Raw genomic sequence first — 16,806 nt, 5'->3', positions numbered from 1 at the left:
TACATGGAACGCGAACTTATTGGCCGTAATCTCTCTGTTGAAGACGATAACGGGGATGCGGTGCAGACTATCAAGGAAATTGAAGTCACACTGAATCCTGAAACATTGGATGTTGTCCGAGCTCGCCGAATGGCGAAGACAAAACAAATCGTGGGTTATGAAATCCCGGTTAAACTGGTCATGTCCAAACTGGAATCACGGCTCCGGTACCGCTTGTTGACAGACTTTAAAGCAGGTAAAACCATGTTCCTCGATCGCATCACTGGTTCCTTGGAGGACATGCAGACAGGCAATACGGAGCGAGTCCTTCTGACAGGGATTCATATTCACGGCAACATGGACATTTTGGTTGCCCAGATCGACAGTAACACGGGGATTGATATCACGTTGGAGGGAACGGCTACTGACTTTGAATTTGTGGAACAGTTCCCGGATTACATGGCTTAATATTAATTTTGTAGCGAATTATAATCCAAATAAAGGAATTTGATATAAGTTGAAGAATACCCTACTACAGACAGAATAAATGCCATAAGGAGAAAATCGCGATGAAAGAGTTTTTTCAGAAGTTTCCACTTTGGTTCTGGTTTGCCTGGGTAGTGGTAATGATTTTGCTTATTGTTAACACGGTTCAAGGGTATTCCACTGCATTAAATGCCATTGCAATGCTCATCCTTACTATTGCTAATGGGATTCGAATTTGGAAGAGCCAACGCTACACAGCGATTATTTTTTTAGCAGTTTCTATCTTTTGCATAATCACACTTGTCAAAACGTCATTATTATAAGACTTTTACCGTGACCGTCATTTATTTGGCGGTCTTTTTGTTTCCAAAATCAAATTACTGGAGGAATCACAATGAGCGACAAACTACAAAAATATCTTGCGGCCGGTACAGAGGCGGCCAAACCTGAACAGATTGAAGTTGAGGTAGACGGAGATAAATGGTCTGTACGTCGTCTGACCACCATAGACCTGCGCCGAGCGTATGAATCAGCATACAACGATGACGGCACTGCAAAAGGATCTTTCAATGACATTGATGCAATGATCGTAAAAGCCACAGAGCATGATTTTGATTGGAAGAACATCGAACTCCTGAAGGCATACAACTGCATCAATAAAAATGAATTGCCACCGCGGGTGTTGAATGATCCAGATCATTATGCCATCTTGGCCAAAGCGGTCCGGAACTTTCAGGAAACTAAGGATGCGTTGCTTAAAGAAGCAAAAAACTCATCCGGCGAGACGGAGAAGCAAGCTGGATAGCATCCTTTTGGATTAATCAGAAGAAGCTGCCTGCCGAAGTCTTGCCATATGAAGTAAATCGGAACAGACAATATCATTTCTGTCTTGCCGCATCGATGCTGGCTGAGGAAGAGATGAAGAAGCTTAACAAGTAGCATGGAAAGGGGGTGAACAATATCGCAGCCACAAGTCGGGTGACCGTCCCGTTTGAAGCTAAAGATTTAATATCTGGTGCTGTGCGAAACATGCGCAGTTTGATCCAAAGAGCCACAGATGACGTGAGAGAGTTTCGACGCATTGCCGGTAGCATGGGCGATGATATAGTTTCCAGTAGTCGCAGAGCTAGAGATGCAGCAGATGATTTAGGCAGACGAATACATGGTGCAGCAGATGAAGTACGGGATTTCAATCGTGTCCAAGTGGATGATATTTTTCGTCGTTCGCGAGCTGGGGCCGATGATTTAAGGCGGTCTGCAAGTCGTGCCGATGCCGAGATCCGCGGGATAAGTGATGCTCATGTCCGACTCAGAGCAAATGACGAGATTAGCCCATTAGTAGACGGCATATCTGCCAAGATTGCAGCTTTGGCGACTGTAGCTGGGGGGCTTGTGCTTGGCGGTGGAATGTCAGATGCGCTGTTTGGTGGTGTAACAGACTATTACTCGGAAGCAGCGCGCAGCGCACCTTATATCCCTGCTCAGGAACGGCAAAAAGCACTCGCAATAAATGATGATCTTGTATCTCAAGGGATCATTCCAGACCGTGCAGCTGGTGCGGGTAATCTGGCCGACATTGCACCGATGTTCCCTGATAAATCTATGATCGGTGAAGCAATCGCGGCTTCATCAAAGATTCAATACATTCGTCCTGACGCTGGAGCAGAGGAAGTCAACCGTGCATTAGCCCAAGCTAGTAATGCATTTAAAGAAACGCCTACTCAGATCGCAGATAGCATGATGTATGCCTATCAAAGTGTGGGCGATCGTCAGCAAGATTTGTTCGATACATTCTGGGAATATAGTCCTTATTTTGCTAGTAGCGGTACGGATTCTGCTCAGATGAGTAATTTTTTATCAAAAACGGTCCAAGGTGGGGCTTTCAACTTCGACAAGCCTGGTGATTTCTTTAAAGAAACTTTTGGAGTAAAAGCCCTAAATGCTGATGACATGGCTAATTATTTCGTTAGCAGGGGTTCAGGTAAAAAGGATGCAGCTAGTCAAGCTCAAGCATTCACAGAAGACATTAACTCTGGGGATAAGCAAAAAGCACAGGGAGCTATAGCGGCATTAGTTGCGGATTTAGCGAGTCAAAGTCGAAGTGATTTAAAGCAATCGCTTGTAACTCTTGGATCAGCTGCTGCCGAGGATAATTCAGATTCGATTCTGAGTACGTATAGTCTACCTTTCGAAAAAGCACCGGATATGACCGGAACCACTGATCGATTGGTTGCAACTCAACAACAAGCAAACCCCATGACCGAATACAACCAGATCCAAGCTCAAATGCAAATGCAGATGCAAGACATCGGCGGAAATATCATGCAAGCTTCATTGCCGGCGCTTAAAGAATTTAACACCTTAATCACTGAGAACAAAGACAGCATCGAAGCTTTTGGTGTAGGTGTTGTAAATGCAATTACAAAAGTGACCAATGTTTATAAGGAAAACGCTGGTTTAATTAATGCAGCATTGATTGGGTTGGCCAGTGTGCTTGTGATAAAAGGACTGGTTTCTTTTGGCCAGGGAGTGCGTCAACTCAATTCAGATCTTGCCGGAGCTGTTGGATGGGCAGGACAAAAAGGTAAGAATATCGTTACCGGGGCGGGTCAAGGGCTTAAAAACGGATGGGATCGCATTCGGGGCAGATCATCCGGACCAACACCTGGTCCAACGGAGGAAACACCTGCCGAACGTGCTAATCGTATCCGTAATCAAGTAGGTGACCGCCGAATCAGGGGTGACTTAGGTCGTAACCGAAACAGCTCAGGTAACCCATTAGGTGGAGTTCGTAGCTCATCCACGATGACTATTAATGCCAATCGAGTGAATGTGTATGGATCTTCATCTGGAGGTAGAGGTAATGGTCGAAATCGTGGAAATAGAAGAGGTGGCGGCGGGAATAACCGAGGTTCAGGGGGAGATCGTAACCGGAATAGAAACAATTCTCCTGATACACGTGACCCGAACAGACGCGGGACGCGTGAAAATCCATATCGTGTACGTCGACCAAATCCGCCAACTCCTCCACCTACTCCTGATGTACCGAACGGTGGGAAACTTGGAAATTTTCTAAAATCGAATGCGAAAATGTTGAAAGCTGGCGGGATAATTGGGGCTGCCACATCCTTGGGTTTCGGAGCATATGATTTGTATCAAACTGCAAAGGAGACCGGATGGAAGGAGGCTATTTCAACGAAAGGCGGTTCAGTTGCAGGTGGTGCCATCGGAGGTACGCTGGGTGGTATTGTCGGATCGTTAGCTGGCCCACTCGGAACTGCTGCAGGTGCTTACTTTGGAAACTGGGCAGGAGAGAAGCTTGGAGCACTTGCTGATTCAAGCGGTATCACTCGTGACATCGTGGATGGTGTTTCATCTCTTACGGACTCTATCAAGGGTTGGATGGGTTTTGGACCAAAGGAAGAGCCAAAGCCAGTTATACTCCAGTTGCCCAAAGAATCATTTATCACTACAACGGCTTCTACAACTAAGGAAGGCGAACAAAAAATCAAGGAAACGATGGAAAGTGTTGTTTCTAATGTCCAGAAAAGCGGACTGAAGCAAGGTCTTACAGATGCAATGAACGAGAGCGGCATTACCCAAGCCGCAGATCATATTAAAGATAAGCTTGTTGGCATGTTCAAAGGTTCTGAGTCCAAAGAGGCTGAGAGTAACGTCAAAGCCGTAGGTACGGCAGCCAAGGAAACCGAACAGAAAGCCAAGGATCTGGGTGTTACTACGAAGAATAGCACAAGGGATATTATCAGCGGCAACGGCCAAGCTGCATTAAGTTTTAGCGGTGTGAGCTCATCGGCCAAAAGTGCGATTGATCTTACTCGGCAACATCTTGAATCGCTCTCTACTGTTTCAAGCAAAGGAAGCACCTGGGGTAGCAATCTGATCAGTATGATGGCTGCGGGAATGCAAAGTAAATTCCCGACATTGACCAGTATCGTATCTAAGGCCGCAGGCGTAATCAAGGATTACCTTGGATTTAGTTCTCCGACAAAGGAGGGACCTGCCAGCAAATCGGATCGATGGGCGGGAAACTTTGTATCCATGTTTTCAGATGGATTACGGCCGGACTCTATTAAACAACGTATGAATTTGATCGCGGGAACGATGCGTGATGGTGTAGATGGTATTGAAGGTCCGAATTCGTCCGGCAGTGCCATTCCGGTCCGGACGACTCCGTTGTCTGCGCGGGCAACCAGTGGAAGCAAGTCTGTAACGATAGGCAATGTCACAATCGATCTCGGAGGGATTGCAGCGGGCATAACAGACTTCCAATCCTTCGCCAAGGCTCTGACAAGCCCTGAAGGGCGCGCACTGATTCGTGATGTAGCAGGAGAAGAAATATACAAAGCATTGGAGACAGGGGGTTAACTCATGCTTGCAATGTCTCAGGGAGCGATTCGGTTGACCTTCCCGATCACTCCAGCAGAAGTACAAATCACAACCGGGAATGAAGTGGACACATTTAACGTCATTACCGGACAAGAACGGACAGGGAAACCCACTGCCAAGTTGCAGCGGGTTTCTTTTGCGACCATTCTGCCCCGCGAGTGGCGTGAATTGTGGGAAACCGACAAGAAACAGACCGTCACGTATAAGCGGCCAGAAACCACGTGGCAACTGCTGGAGAAGTGGAAGCCCAAACCCGTGGTATTTAATTTCGAAGAACTATTTTCCCAGACCATGTTAATCGAAAACATGGAGATCGTTTATAAGGATGGCCAAGGAAATATTCATATCACTATGGCACTGGTTGAACACAAGCCAGTGAAGATCATTTCATACAGTAATACAAAGCAACTCCTGAAGCCAGGCGTGATCATCACTAAGGCCAGTAAGAGCAGGCCGAACACGACCAGTAAAAAAGATAAAAAGGATAAGACAAAGAAATCTAAGGATAAGAAGAAGTCAGAGGATAAAAAGAAAAGCGCAGCTGCTGCCAAGGATGCTGCAGATAATGCAACGGGTGCGTTTGATTACACAGGACAAAAGAACAAGATTGCTGCGGCCAACAATAAAGCGAAGTAAGGAGGTAGACCATGGATAAATTTGCAGTCATATACGGTAAACAGGATGCCAGGTCTGCCTTGACTCCTGCTATAACGGACATTTCTTGGTCATCCCAAAGGGACGAAATCGCGCGAAGCATGACCGTGCGGCTGCGTGATATCCCTACGGCTAGTGTGGCCGGTATGCTGATGTGCTTTTCCCACCGGATCGGCAAAGCGCTCCTTCACCATAAGAATCAATTTTTCCATGGTCCAATTATTGACTATGAGAAAGACGAATACTCAGGTGTATGGGAGATCAAAGCCCGTGAGATCGGTTGGTATCTGGCCAAGAACAAAGGGACTCGTCCATATCTGAAGGGTGAAGCAGGGGCTGAGCTACAGAAATACATTCAGACGACGGGTGTTGATTTTCGTTGTCCTAAACTCGGCTTTAACCTGGATGAAAGATATGGGACTATGGCACATTCCGAAATCATCCTGGATGTGCTCCAAAAAGCATATGAGCGTAGCGGCTACCGGTATCATGTGGATGTCATCCGGACCGAGAAACATTTCTACATGCAGGTCGTGAGGGAAGGCACCAATGAAAAGGTGCCTATTTTTGTTCCTGAACAAATGGAAGCCAGCAGTTCCGGCTACAACATTGAAGACACATATACAGTCGTGACTGCGCAAAAATACAAGGATGACAAGTTATCAGCATCAGTGACTAAAACAGATGCTAGCGCCTTGAAGACGTTTGGCCGTATGGAAGAGATCATCGAGGTAGAAGAAGACGAAAACCCGACGACCATTGCGACGCAGCGGGTAAAGGCGATGTCAAAGCCTAAGCAGATTAAGAAGATTACTGTTCGTCATGAGGATCATACTTTGTCGGGACTACGGGCTGGATGGCTCGTGCTGATCAAAACGACTGTCGTCACCAAATGGATTGTGGAGAGTGCCGACACAAGCTGGAGCAATGGGATATTCACGGTCAAGATGGTCTTGGAACGGAGGGAAGCGTAATGATGGGTGAAGCAATGCAACTGTTGAAAGAGAAGTTGGCTGGCCACATCGATGCGCGGGACACTGAACGCGCCACACTTCTGAGCTGGCCGGATGCGAAGATTGAAGTTGATGGTGATCCTCACCCTTATGAGTCGAGAAGCTTGGTCTTTGCAGATTACTTGCAGGAACAAGAGATTGAAGTCACGTTTGATGTATTGGAGCCGGCTCCTTCTGTATTGAAAGGCAAAATGATCATTCCAAGCCCCCTGCAGGTGGGTGATCGACTTCTGGTATCGCGTATGACAGGACAACGGTATTACGTGTTGGGAAAGGAGCGTTGATCTATGGAAGAATACGAAACGTTATTTCCTGAAATGGAGCTGGAAGAGGTAGATGTCACCGATCTGGTGGATAACATTCCTTCAGCGACTAAATGGACATACAAAATAGATTACCGTAACCGCAGGGCTGTCCTGGATGAGTCGGGGCGTCCAGTCCGGACAACCAGCTATGAGGAATTTCTTGTTGAAACCGCCATGAAGATCCTTTGCACCGAGCGATTCCAATACGTTGTATACGGTGCTGACATCGGCGTTGAAAAATCTGAGTGGCCAGGTTGGGAAGACTCTGAGATTATTCGTGACATCGAGGAAGCTTTGACCGCTCACCCAGAGATTGAGCAAGCTGAGGTGACATCAATGATACGTGTTGATCGGGGAATGGATCTAACCATCACAATTACAGGTCTTGTGGGCGTGGTCGAATTGAATGAGGTGATTGATGCATGAGTCTAACTATGAATGATTTGCCTAAATTCCCCGTTGTGCCCGTACTTGAAGAAACCCCGGATATGATTTATCAACGATGGGTCAATCGGGCTATTACGATGGCCAACGAAAGGGGGCTGCCACCACCACCTGTGGGAGAGGGTGAATACTTTTATGATCTCTGGTACCCCATAGCCCAAGAGTTGGCCGAACAACAAGAGTTGTGGGGCTATGGCGTGTTGCAGTCGACACCGATCTGGGCAGATGATGAATTCTTGGATGCCCATGGATGGGCTGATGGGATGGTCCGGAAAGATGGTGAATCCAACGATGATTACCGGCTGCGTATCTTGGACAGGGCTTTCACAGAAGAGGGCAATGGCCGTCGTAAAGACTATGAAATCTGGGCTAAAGAGATCCAGGGCGTGGGTGGTGCGGTGGCGGTCGAGAAGGAACATCATGACAATTCTATTGATTTGTATCTAACAGACATGGTTGGTCAACCGATCACAGCCGAGTTTGCGGAGACAGTCAAAACGTTAATGTGGGATGATTATCGTATTGCTGGCCATGACTTGGCTGTGCATCCCGCTCCGATCTTCCTTGTTACCGTTAAAGCCAGGTTGGAAACAACTGAAGATCTACCGCAGCTGGCCGAACTGATTCGTCAACGAGTGAATGCATATGCCAACGGACGTAGCAAGTTGTTGTACAACTATATCGCGGCTCTCCTGCTTGTACCAGGCGTGGAGAATTACAATGACTTTACCCTTAATGATGATGTTGAGGACATTGATGTGCCGCCTGTCTCGTTCCTGCAGGTTGAGGTAATGTTGTTATGATTCCTGTTCGGTACCGCGAGGTACTTGCGCCGTACTGGTATGAGAACGAAGTAGCTGGCTGGCATTTCGGAGTAATGGAAGAAGAAATCAACCTGCGAGCAGAGAAAATGAGGGAACTCGTGAATCAATTTTTACTGCAGCGGTCAACTTGGGGCTTGGATCTGTGGGAATGGATCTACTTCAGGACGGAACAGGTAGGTCCATTGGCTAACCGTCGAGAAGCGATCCGAAGGAAACGACTGGCTAAAAAGCCGTTCAAACTTCCGATCCTACGGCAGTTAGGCGCACAATATGGAAAGCTCCTACAGGTGAAAGAGGAGTTTTTGGCCAAAGAGATCCACTTCGAATATGAAGGCAGCTCCCCCATCAATATGGCGGGGCTTTTTACTGATTTTGAATATATTCGACCAGTTCATATCAATAGAGCTGTGCCGGTGGCCAAAACCACAACACCAGCAATAACAATGACAGGGAAGGGGTACTCGCATTCAGTTGATTTCCCAATTTGCGGATTAGAAATGCCCCTAGAATTGGGGACGAGTGGCGTATTGGCTACTCAGAACGTCACGGTTGGCGCAGTGACATCATACGCCCGGATTGACAGTCCAATTACAGGATTTGAAATACCCATGCAAGGAGGGACGCCTTAATGGCAGATGTTATTCAACCGCTAATGCTTGATTATGCAGTGACTGATGCGGATTCACATTTTGACCACGCCCTGGTAAACGTCAGTGGTGAGCTGGTGAAATATCCGATCCACAATACCGTCATCTCCGGAAGATCGATCCGTAAGTACGTGTTTTTGAACGATACTGAAGTCATCGGGAAACAGATCCTTGGTGCCTCGCTTATGGATAATCAGGGGCGAACATTGGCGAACCAGGCTCTGAACGTCATTAAGAACGATCGGGGCTTTCTGATCGGCTTTGAGTTCAGTATCAAATTGGAGGTGAAGACGATTGTATAACAAACAGGAATGGAAAGATGAGATCCCCGACCTGACCAAACCGATTATGGACGCTTCCACGGGTAAACAAAAAACTGACCCGCAAACAGGCAGACCTTTGTTTGAATTGGTTCAGGTTGGGACACGAATTACATCGACACGGCTGAACACAATGGAAAATGGTATTGCGGCAGCACACACTCTTGTCGAAAAACTTGGTAATGAGGCGATTGGTAACTTTGTTGTCTCAAATAACGGTGTGATGGGGTTAACGTGCAGTGCTACAGGATTAAAAGCGAATTGGACGGCTGGCGTGGGGTATGTAGGCGGGCGGCGGTACGAAGTGTCTGCAGGAGAAATGGCTTTGAATCCGACTCAAGGGCAGTATCTTTATGTGGACGTTGGTGGAGTAGTTAAAAAGACATCATCACAGGCCGCAGCTAAAGCGGGGCTGGTGCTATTTTATGTGGCCACCGACACAAGTGGTGTAATATCTTCCAACGATCAACGGGTTAACATCGGAATGGATGAGATTCGTCAGGAGATCGATGCGAATACGCTCCATTCCACTAGTAAAGATAACCCACACGAAGTAAACAAGGAGCAGATTGGGTTAGGAAACGTTGATAACATCCAGCAAGCAACAAAGACTGAGTTTAATGAACATGTGGGGACCGGCGGAAATGCACATGCAGTAGTTACATCTACAACAGCTGGATTCATGAGTCCAGCTGATAAGAATAAGATCAACGGTATCCAAGCTGGGGCACAAGTAAATGCAGTAACTAGTGTTGCTGGAAAGACCGGAACAGTTTCGTTGACAAGCAAAGACATTGTTGGACTAAACACAGATAATTTAGCTTTGGCTACAAATGCCACAGCGACCGGAATCCGTGCTGTAGGTATAGGTTTTCATACATCTGCGAGTGCGGCACAGTCAGTGGCAATTGGTGATAGGGCTACAACGACAGGAAGCTTTAGCGTTGCGATTGGCGTCTCTTGCGAAGCTACGCAAGTTACTTCCATAGCAATTGGCTATATCGCCAAAGCTACAGGCGACAGTTCCATAGCAATTGGAGATAATGCAAGGGCGAGCGGAGTTGGATCAGTGGCAATAGGTGATACGGCTGTTTCACTAAACGATTATGAAGGAGTATTAGGCGCATCACACACCACAAAAAATTGGAAAGTGCCTGGTTCTTTATCTGTAGCAGGGACTAAAAATTTTGAAATCCCACATCCAGCTCCACACAAGAAAGCTACTCACGTCATCCGTCACGGAGCTGTAGAGAGCCCGACTTCTGGGGATACGCTCTATCGATACACCGTTGAAGCAGCTATCGATGGGGAAACTGTTGAAATACAGTTGCCCGATTACTTTGAATATCTGAACATAAACGTTGATGTTTGGGTGAACGGGCACATGCATTTTGGTCGTGCTTTCGGTTGGGTAGAAGGCGACACACTGAAAATGACGTGTGAAAAGGCCGGAACCTACAAAGCCCTCGTCATAGGGACGCGAAATGATGACAATGTTCAGGATTGGTATATCAAGGGTGTCGAACGAGAAATAGGTGAAAGCTGGCTTGGTGAAACATATGTGTTTGAAGTGGAAGAAATCATAGAAATTGAAGAATTCAAGGAGGTCATATCAAAATGAGTATCAATATCAAATCGTCTGTTATTCAATTTCGTAACCCACAAATAGGCCAACCGACTCGGGCGGTGGTAGAACATTATTACGGGCGCAGAGTTATTGCCGACATCGATGGTACGGATCAGACCTTTAAATTTGTACCATCTGAATTACACTTTGAAGCAACAGAGGAAGAAATTATCATGGCTATTAATCTGAAAATCAATTAAGCGCCGAAGGGCATTTTTTTTTGCCTTCTGGAGTTTTCAGGGGGCTATTTACTTTAAATGATGGGGGTTATGATTTTGGAGAACGTGGGGAAATGGGTTTTGGCCGTAGGCAGCTGGCTGGTGTCTTACTTATTTGGGGGTTGGTCTGGAGTGTTAGGAGTATTGCTGTTCTTCGTTATTTTGGATTATTTGACGGGTGTGGTGGCTGCCGGATCTATTGGGGGATTAAAAAGCAAAATTGGCCTTATCGGGATTGCTCGGAAGGTCTTTATTTTTGCGATGGTGGCTGTCGGTCACTTGGTGGATGGCATCCTGGGTGATGGCTACTTATTCAGGGATACAGTGGCGTTCTTCTACATTGCGAATGAGCTAATTTCTATCACTGAAAATGGTGGGAAAATGGGAGCGCCTATTCCAAACGTGATCAAGCAGGCAATTGAGGTCCTGAAGGGTAAAGGCAGTAACGACAACGATAAAGGAGCTGGTACAGGTGCAAGCACGTAAGGAAGGAAATATTCAAGGGATCGATGTCTCCCGTTACCAGGGCAAGATTGATTGGCTGCAGGTGAAAGCGGACAAACGTGAATTTGTGTTCATTAAAGCAACTGAAGGCCAAACATACACTGATCCGAACTTTGTGGCCAACGTTAAGGGGGCGTTGTCGGCTGGGTTACTGGTAGGGACATATCATTTCTTGCGGGCTACATCGGCAGCTGCAGCAAAGGCCGAAGCAGTTCATTATACGAAATCCCTCGAGGAGATTGGCGGAGCAAGGGCATTGCAGTTACCGCCTGTGATGGACTACGAAAACAATCCTGACGGGATCAGCAAGGCACAGATCAACATTGTGGCCAGAGCTTTCTTGACTGAGCTGGAGCGGCTGACGGGCATCAAACCGATCATTTATACGGGCAATTCATTCGCAAGCAATTTTGATACTGGCCTTTCCGGTTATGATCTTTGGATTGCACGTTATAGCAACACTCGTGTTCCGGATGATCAGCCCGCATGGAAGACCTGGACCATATGGCAATATAGCGATTCAGGTAAGGTACCGGGCATTGCCGGCAACGTGGATCTGAATGAATTCAATGGATCGTTAGCGGATCTCAAGAAACGATATGGAAGGGAGCCAAACATGAGTAATCCATTTGAAGGATACCGGCTCACAAGTCCGTTTGGAATGCGGACACATCCGGTGTCAGGAGAGAAGAAGTTTCATAGGGGTGTGGATCTCGTTGTCACACCTGAGGATGGACCCATCTATGCTTTTGTAGCTGGAGAGGTCATTCACGCTAAAATGGGCGTGTCTGGATCCGGCTTCGGTAATTATGGGATTGTTGTGGCCATCAAAGATGACAAGGGTTATTTGCATGTCTATGCCCATCTTTCATCTGCAAGCGTCAAAGTTGGCCAACAAGTCAAACGTGGTCAACTGATCGGTAAGCAAGGCAGTACCGGCATCAGTAGTGGGGCACACCTTCATTATGAAGTGCGTAAAGCTTACACACCTCAGTTTGGTTACACTGCCACCGAAGCGGGCGTTGTGGAGCCGACACAATACTTAATCAACTATTATGGGCAAACGCCCGTTAAGGAGGACAAGCCAGTGACGGTAAGGGATATCAATGTGCCGAGCAAGTGGGCAGAAGCGGCATGGGCAGAGGTTACAGCCAATGGGTATTTTGACGGGACACGTCCAGGAGCGGTGATTACACGAGAGGAATCCGCAATCGTGATAAATAGACTCAGGAAAAATATCCTGAAACTGATTGCGGGGGTTAACGGTGATGTGAAGGAGCTTGGTGAGAGTCTCCGAAAAATAGAATCGGAGTAGATTAATACAGTCTTATTATCGACTAAAATCAGACTTTTTTCATCCGAAAGATTGTCTTCGTCTGTTTTTAGAATCGGTATAGTGATCTATAGGTTCTATATCAAGTGATTCTGGTAATAAATATAATCAATTGGAGGTGTCACTGTGGGCGAAAAAGAAGAGGATGTAACATATACGTTAGTATCGGTTTCCCCGAATAATAAGTATGTTATGATACGTTCAAGTGCAGAACCAGAGACAGATAAGGTTATTTTAAAAAATGAGTTTGAGGATCAATACGTTTCTATTGGAGGATTAGAATACAGCAAAAGGCCACTCAAGTAGTGGCCTTTTGCTGTTAAAGTAGTGAGAGGGTGCTAGCAACTCTGAATAAATTATCTAATTCCTGATCCCAGAGTCCTTCAGATTTAAGAATATCAACGACTTCTGTAAAATTACTATCACACATAATATCAGTTGCTACTGATGCTGCATATTCAGCTTGGGGTGAAGCTTCCTCTAAGATGTTTTTTGTTGTTTGAACAATCCTATTTCGGAGTCTTGTAGTTTTTTCTCCAGATGAGAAAGTTTTACACTTCTCACAGAGCTCCTCAATCTTCTCATGGACAAGTTGAGATATTTCAAAGCGTTTTTTCACGACCTTGCTTGTGTCGTTAAGCATCAGAACTTCAATTGTTTCCTTACCAACGATTGTTTTTGCATGTAGTCTATAATATTTCATTAATAAGTGTTCTTTGGGGTCCATGGTAGCTGGGTTTATTATAGGGTCTTTAACAGTATTATGACCGTGTTTTCTCCCATTACATCTCTTACAACTCGGCAACAGGTTATCCCATGCTACTACCTGATCTGGAAAGGAACTTTTATCGTGGTAATGTTCAACTTCCATATACTTTGATTCAATGTTTAACTTGCACTCACAATAGGCGCATTTAGAATGAGAGCTTTCTAACAAAGCGTCTTCAATGAAAGGTTTTTTCCAAACTGATTTGCCTGTTTTTTTATATTCGTCAGTCAATTCGAAAACTAATTGATCTGTTAACTCAAGAGGACGAGAGGACTTTTTTATCCTAATCATTGATTACACTTCCTAATGATGCAAGTTGGATTTTTAAAAGTTTGCGTAGAGTGTTTTCTGGATGCAGCATTTCATTGAGTTCATTATAAGCGTTCTGTGCAGAATTGAAATTTTCTTTATCTAATGCTAACTCAAATTGTTCCATTGCTTCTACAAATAGTAGAGAGCGAGTCTCTTGAAGCCCCATGACATCTGTTAGTATTTCTTCAACAGTCCATCCTTTAAAACCGTAATTGGAAGATTCCAAATCCCTCTGATATACCAAGCCATGGTTATTTCTAGCCAATGAAATTATCTGATTGGGATCAGAAGCTTGGATTATGTGTGCACTGTGAGTGGTTGTAATAAACTGTGCTTTTGGGAAAATTTCGTTGAGAACTGATAGGATGCTAGTTTGCCATTGAGGATGTAGATGTAAGTCTAATTCATCAATTAAAACCACTCCATCAAAATCCTCTATCTCCAAATTATCATTTGAAAATCTGTGTTCAATTTCCTTAATTAAACCCAAAAGAATGAATATGACGGCTTTATAGCCCGAGGATAAGTATTCAAAGTAAATTTCGGTTCCATCATGTTGCTTTAAAAGAATATCGTTGGTTCCTCCCTTCACTCTTGAAAAGGATATTCCAGGGTCTGTCTTATTAAAAATCGATTTTGCAGCTTGAAGATTATGGATTTGGGCAGTGGTGAGAGCATCATTATGCGCAGACCAAAGGTGACGACTTACAAACCAGTTCTTGGCATCTGTTATCGGCATCCCTGTTAACAACATCCTTTCATCTTCGTTTATATCACGAATATCACTAGTTATTGAAGTGAGCTGTATATAATCAAAAGAGCGTTGTGTTTTTATGTAGATAATGTTTTTGGCTTTCTTATAGCCAATGCGTGGTTCTTGAATTGATTGATCTTCATTAGGGTGAAAATTAGTTTTTTGAACAGAGTAGACTTCTCCGTCTGTAGTACTTAATTCCCATGACCCTCTTTCATGATCAGCTTTTTTTCTTACATAAGTAAGGCTGTTAAATGTGAAAGACTGAGCAATACATTCGAGAATAGTTGTTTTACCAATACCATTTGGACCGCAAATGATATTCATATTAGAGTTGAAATTGAGAACCAAATCCTCTATTCCCCCAATGCCTGAAATACTTAAACTCTTCATTTTCATTAATTAACCCTCCCTGAAAAAATATTATTTAAATAGTCTATCAGACCTAAGAAAATGTTTCTAGATTATTTTGAAACAATTTACAAAACTGTGGTAATAGGTTAAAATAATAAACAAATCCGAAGGCATCGGTTAAAAGGGCACTGCTGGCACAATGCTGGCAGTGTCTTTTTTTATTTCCACTATGCAATTATATTGAAGGGTAGATGATAATTTTTATGAATACAATTTGGACAATATTAGTTAGTATCGGTGGGACATCAATAGTTACAATTGGGATCGTAAAGTGGTTGAGTGGGTTAGTGCAAAGTAAAATCCAAATGAGTTGGGACCATACTTATAAAAAAGAACTTGAAATCATTAAAGCAAACCTTACAAGCAATCAGGAAACTGTTAAATTGGCTTTTTCAAACCTTTCGTCAAACAATCAAAAACTTTTAGAAAAACAAATTGTTGCAGTTGAAGAAATTTGGAATCATATTATCAAACTACGAGAGGGATTATCACCTGTTAGAATGTATCTTTCCTCGATACCGCCTCAAGAATATAACGAGCCTAATGAAGATTACTTTAAGTTGTTTAGTTATAAAGAACTGGATGAGAATGAGATGAATGAGTATAAAAGAGAGCATAAGAGAATTGAGATTCATCGATTATACGTGGGTGAATATATATATAATCTATTTGGAATCTATCGTGGGTTTATTCTAAGGCTACGAATTAAATTTGATAATCATAAGAAAGCGAACAATATTACTGAATGGCATACCGATCAACACCTAATTAGCATTGTTGATCACATTCTTGGTGATCAAATCAGGGATATTAACATTGCATCTCCTGGCTCGTTAAATAATTGCATTGATATGATAGAAACAAAGATTCTCTTTGAAATTGAGAAACTAATATCTGGCTCAGAATCTACGGAAAAGAATTACATAAAGGCAAGAAAGTTAATGGAATTAAATTTTGAAGAAAGAGATAATGCGTTAAAAAAATAATAGTACATTGACACTACTAAATAACACATTAAAGAGCAGGAGGGATAACCTCACTGCTCTTTTTGTCCTATCGGATTTCTTTTATCAGATCTTCACTGTTATTCCGCACATTACCCACTTCTTTAGGAACCTCATACGCTCGCATCTCTGATGCTTGATACGGCTTCAACAAACGGAGCAACGACTGAACATCATTATTATCTCTTCCGAGCCATTCAGCCTCATCATCGGGGCGCAGAATAACCGGCATACGATTGTGTATGTCTTTCATCAGTTCATTAGGTTCAGTTGTGATGATTGTACAAGTACTCAGTTTGTTCCCCTCCGGATCTGTCCAGGTATCATACAAACCAGCAAGCGAAAATATCCTATCATCCTTCATCAGAATCCGCATTGGCTGCTTAGCAGATCCTTCTTTCTTCCACTCGTAAAATCCGTTTGTCGGAATGATACAACGCTTGGAGCTGATCAATCGTTTAAAGGATGTCTTTTCAGTCAATGTCTCGGCCCGGGCATTGATCATCTTATTACCGATCTTGTCATCCTTTGCCCAGGAAGGCACTAGCCCCCATCTAAGTGCACCCAATCTATTTCCTTCTTTGCTACTGATAATTGTGGGGATGTACTGCATGGGCGCTGCATTGTAATTAGGATTGTACTCAAATCCATCAGCAGTGGAAGCCATATATCGGTCCATGATTTGCTCGATTGGATCTATAATCGTAAATCTACCACACATAAAAATGCCTCCTTCTTAGATGCTATACTATGTAATTTTACTCAAATCTCTATGAATAAAAACGGGTAATT

General features: G+C 44.3%; 20 protein-coding genes. 17 read left to right on the top strand and 3 right to left on the bottom strand.

Annotation, left to right across the window (positions count from 1 at the left end; translation table 11 throughout):
• The first annotated feature begins 3 nt into the window (after positions 1-3).
• The 16 genes from AC6CIF_RS16470 to AC6CIF_RS16395 all read left to right on the top strand — a co-directional run bounded on the left by AC6CIF_RS16470 (position 4) and on the right by AC6CIF_RS16395 (position 13,067).
• Positions 4-447 (top strand): phage tail tube protein, encoded by a 444-nt coding sequence (locus AC6CIF_RS16470; protein ID WP_211085485.1) that lies wholly within the window; start codon positions 4-6, stop codon positions 445-447.
• 101 nt (positions 448-548) lie between these two features.
• The gene (locus tag AC6CIF_RS16465) at positions 549-788 is read left to right on the top strand and encodes a hypothetical protein (protein WP_211085484.1); all 240 of its coding nucleotides are present in this window, start codon (positions 549-551) and stop codon (positions 786-788) included.
• Between the two features lie 71 nt (positions 789-859).
• Positions 860-1,270, top strand: a complete 411-nt coding sequence (locus tag AC6CIF_RS16460; protein ID WP_211085483.1) for a hypothetical protein — start codon at positions 860-862, stop codon at positions 1,268-1,270.
• A gap of 146 nt (positions 1,271-1,416) precedes the next feature.
• On the top strand, positions 1,417-4,851 hold the full coding sequence (locus AC6CIF_RS16455) for a tail tape measure protein (RefSeq protein ID WP_498200489.1): 3,435 nt from the start codon (positions 1,417-1,419) through the stop codon (positions 4,849-4,851).
• A 3-nt stretch (positions 4,852-4,854) separates the two neighbouring features.
• A complete protein-coding gene (locus tag AC6CIF_RS16450; protein WP_498200487.1) occupies positions 4,855-5,508 on the top strand; it encodes a hypothetical protein in 654 nt (217 codons plus the stop codon).
• Positions 5,509-5,519: 11 nt separating this feature from the next.
• The gene (locus AC6CIF_RS16445; protein WP_498200486.1) at positions 5,520-6,500 is read left to right on the top strand and encodes an XkdQ/YqbQ family protein; all 981 of its coding nucleotides are present in this window, start codon (positions 5,520-5,522) and stop codon (positions 6,498-6,500) included.
• Positions 6,500-6,823 (top strand): hypothetical protein, encoded by a 324-nt coding sequence (locus AC6CIF_RS16440; RefSeq protein WP_498200485.1) that lies wholly within the window; start codon positions 6,500-6,502, stop codon positions 6,821-6,823. The genes AC6CIF_RS16445 and AC6CIF_RS16440 overlap by 1 nt, the downstream gene beginning before the upstream one ends.
• Before the next feature lie 3 nt (positions 6,824-6,826).
• Positions 6,827-7,270 (top strand): DUF2634 domain-containing protein, encoded by a 444-nt coding sequence (locus tag AC6CIF_RS16435; RefSeq protein ID WP_498200484.1) that lies wholly within the window; start codon positions 6,827-6,829, stop codon positions 7,268-7,270.
• The gene (locus AC6CIF_RS16430) at positions 7,267-8,091 is read left to right on the top strand and encodes a baseplate J/gp47 family protein (RefSeq protein ID WP_498200483.1); all 825 of its coding nucleotides are present in this window, start codon (positions 7,267-7,269) and stop codon (positions 8,089-8,091) included. Before AC6CIF_RS16435 ends, AC6CIF_RS16430 begins: the two co-directional genes overlap by 4 nt.
• Positions 8,088-8,741 (top strand): hypothetical protein, encoded by a 654-nt coding sequence (locus AC6CIF_RS16425; protein ID WP_498200482.1) that lies wholly within the window; start codon positions 8,088-8,090, stop codon positions 8,739-8,741. The genes AC6CIF_RS16430 and AC6CIF_RS16425 overlap by 4 nt, the downstream gene beginning before the upstream one ends.
• Complete coding sequence (locus AC6CIF_RS16420) at positions 8,741-9,061, top strand: hypothetical protein (RefSeq protein WP_113054531.1); 321 nt, start codon at positions 8,741-8,743, stop codon at positions 9,059-9,061. Before AC6CIF_RS16425 ends, AC6CIF_RS16420 begins: the two co-directional genes overlap by 1 nt.
• Entirely contained in the window at positions 9,054-10,700 is a 1,647-nt protein-coding gene (locus AC6CIF_RS16415) for a hypothetical protein (RefSeq protein ID WP_498200481.1), read from the top strand. Before AC6CIF_RS16420 ends, AC6CIF_RS16415 begins: the two co-directional genes overlap by 8 nt.
• On the top strand, positions 10,697-10,906 hold the full coding sequence (locus tag AC6CIF_RS16410; RefSeq protein ID WP_411734877.1) for a hypothetical protein: 210 nt from the start codon (positions 10,697-10,699) through the stop codon (positions 10,904-10,906). The genes AC6CIF_RS16415 and AC6CIF_RS16410 overlap by 4 nt, the downstream gene beginning before the upstream one ends.
• A 57-nt stretch (positions 10,907-10,963) precedes the next feature.
• Positions 10,964-11,410, top strand: a complete 447-nt coding sequence (locus tag AC6CIF_RS16405) for a phage holin family protein (protein ID WP_498200480.1) — start codon at positions 10,964-10,966, stop codon at positions 11,408-11,410.
• On the top strand, positions 11,397-12,743 hold the full coding sequence (locus AC6CIF_RS16400) for a GH25 family lysozyme (protein ID WP_498200478.1): 1,347 nt from the start codon (positions 11,397-11,399) through the stop codon (positions 12,741-12,743). The genes AC6CIF_RS16405 and AC6CIF_RS16400 overlap by 14 nt, the downstream gene beginning before the upstream one ends.
• Positions 12,744-12,887: 144 nt before the next feature.
• The gene (locus AC6CIF_RS16395) at positions 12,888-13,067 is read left to right on the top strand and encodes a hypothetical protein (protein WP_341130519.1); all 180 of its coding nucleotides are present in this window, start codon (positions 12,888-12,890) and stop codon (positions 13,065-13,067) included.
• A 13-nt stretch (positions 13,068-13,080) separates the two neighbouring features.
• Here AC6CIF_RS16395 and AC6CIF_RS16390 read toward each other — a convergent pair whose 3' ends face one another.
• Both AC6CIF_RS16390 and AC6CIF_RS16385 read right to left on the bottom strand, forming a co-directional pair.
• A complete protein-coding gene (locus AC6CIF_RS16390) occupies positions 13,081-13,821 on the bottom strand; it encodes an HNH endonuclease (RefSeq protein ID WP_498200476.1) in 741 nt (246 codons plus the stop codon).
• Complete coding sequence (locus AC6CIF_RS16385; protein ID WP_341130521.1) at positions 13,814-14,995, bottom strand: AAA family ATPase; 1,182 nt, start codon at positions 14,993-14,995, stop codon at positions 13,814-13,816. Before AC6CIF_RS16385 ends, AC6CIF_RS16390 begins: the two co-directional genes overlap by 8 nt.
• A gap of 218 nt (positions 14,996-15,213) precedes the next feature.
• Between AC6CIF_RS16385 and AC6CIF_RS16380 the strand changes: the two genes are divergently transcribed.
• Complete coding sequence (locus tag AC6CIF_RS16380; protein ID WP_341130522.1) at positions 15,214-15,996, top strand: hypothetical protein; 783 nt, start codon at positions 15,214-15,216, stop codon at positions 15,994-15,996.
• 67 nt (positions 15,997-16,063) lie between these two features.
• On the opposite strand, the gene AC6CIF_RS16375 is transcribed toward AC6CIF_RS16380, so the two are convergent.
• On the bottom strand, positions 16,064-16,735 hold the full coding sequence (locus tag AC6CIF_RS16375) for an SOS response-associated peptidase (protein ID WP_498200473.1): 672 nt from the start codon (positions 16,733-16,735) through the stop codon (positions 16,064-16,066).
• Positions 16,736-16,806 lie beyond the last annotated feature (71 nt).

It is taken from the genome of Paenibacillus sp. GQ49 (genome assembly GCF_059759055.1).
This window is presented reverse-complemented; position numbering and strand designations above follow the sequence as displayed.

Bases quoted from the DNA above. Each gene is read 5' to 3' on its own strand.
- AC6CIF_RS16450 (WP_498200487.1), top strand. From the start codon at position 4,855: ATGCTTGCAATGTCTCAGGGAGCGATTCGGTTGACCTTCCCGATCACT.
- AC6CIF_RS16420 (WP_113054531.1), top strand. From the start codon at position 8,741: ATGGCAGATGTTATTCAACCGCTAATGCTTGATTATGCAGTGACTGAT.
- AC6CIF_RS16425 (WP_498200482.1), top strand. From the start codon at position 8,088: ATGATTCCTGTTCGGTACCGCGAGGTACTTGCGCCGTACTGGTATGAG.
- AC6CIF_RS16460 (WP_211085483.1), top strand. From the start codon at position 860: ATGAGCGACAAACTACAAAAATATCTTGCGGCCGGTACAGAGGCGGCC.
- AC6CIF_RS16470 (WP_211085485.1), top strand. From the start codon at position 4: ATGGAACGCGAACTTATTGGCCGTAATCTCTCTGTTGAAGACGATAAC.
- AC6CIF_RS16435 (WP_498200484.1), top strand. From the start codon at position 6,827: ATGGAAGAATACGAAACGTTATTTCCTGAAATGGAGCTGGAAGAGGTA.
- AC6CIF_RS16380 (WP_341130522.1), top strand. From the start codon at position 15,214: ATGAATACAATTTGGACAATATTAGTTAGTATCGGTGGGACATCAATA.
- AC6CIF_RS16410 (WP_411734877.1), top strand. From the start codon at position 10,697: ATGAGTATCAATATCAAATCGTCTGTTATTCAATTTCGTAACCCACAA.
- AC6CIF_RS16390 (WP_498200476.1), bottom strand. From the start codon at position 13,821: ATGATTAGGATAAAAAAGTCCTCTCGTCCTCTTGAGTTAACAGATCAA.
- AC6CIF_RS16445 (WP_498200486.1), top strand. From the start codon at position 5,520: ATGGATAAATTTGCAGTCATATACGGTAAACAGGATGCCAGGTCTGCC.
- AC6CIF_RS16440 (WP_498200485.1), top strand. From the start codon at position 6,500: ATGATGGGTGAAGCAATGCAACTGTTGAAAGAGAAGTTGGCTGGCCAC.
- AC6CIF_RS16385 (WP_341130521.1), bottom strand. From the start codon at position 14,995: ATGAAAATGAAGAGTTTAAGTATTTCAGGCATTGGGGGAATAGAGGAT.
- AC6CIF_RS16465 (WP_211085484.1), top strand. From the start codon at position 549: ATGAAAGAGTTTTTTCAGAAGTTTCCACTTTGGTTCTGGTTTGCCTGG.
- AC6CIF_RS16430 (WP_498200483.1), top strand. From the start codon at position 7,267: ATGAGTCTAACTATGAATGATTTGCCTAAATTCCCCGTTGTGCCCGTA.
- AC6CIF_RS16405 (WP_498200480.1), top strand. From the start codon at position 10,964: ATGATGGGGGTTATGATTTTGGAGAACGTGGGGAAATGGGTTTTGGCC.
- AC6CIF_RS16375 (WP_498200473.1), bottom strand. From the start codon at position 16,735: ATGTGTGGTAGATTTACGATTATAGATCCAATCGAGCAAATCATGGAC.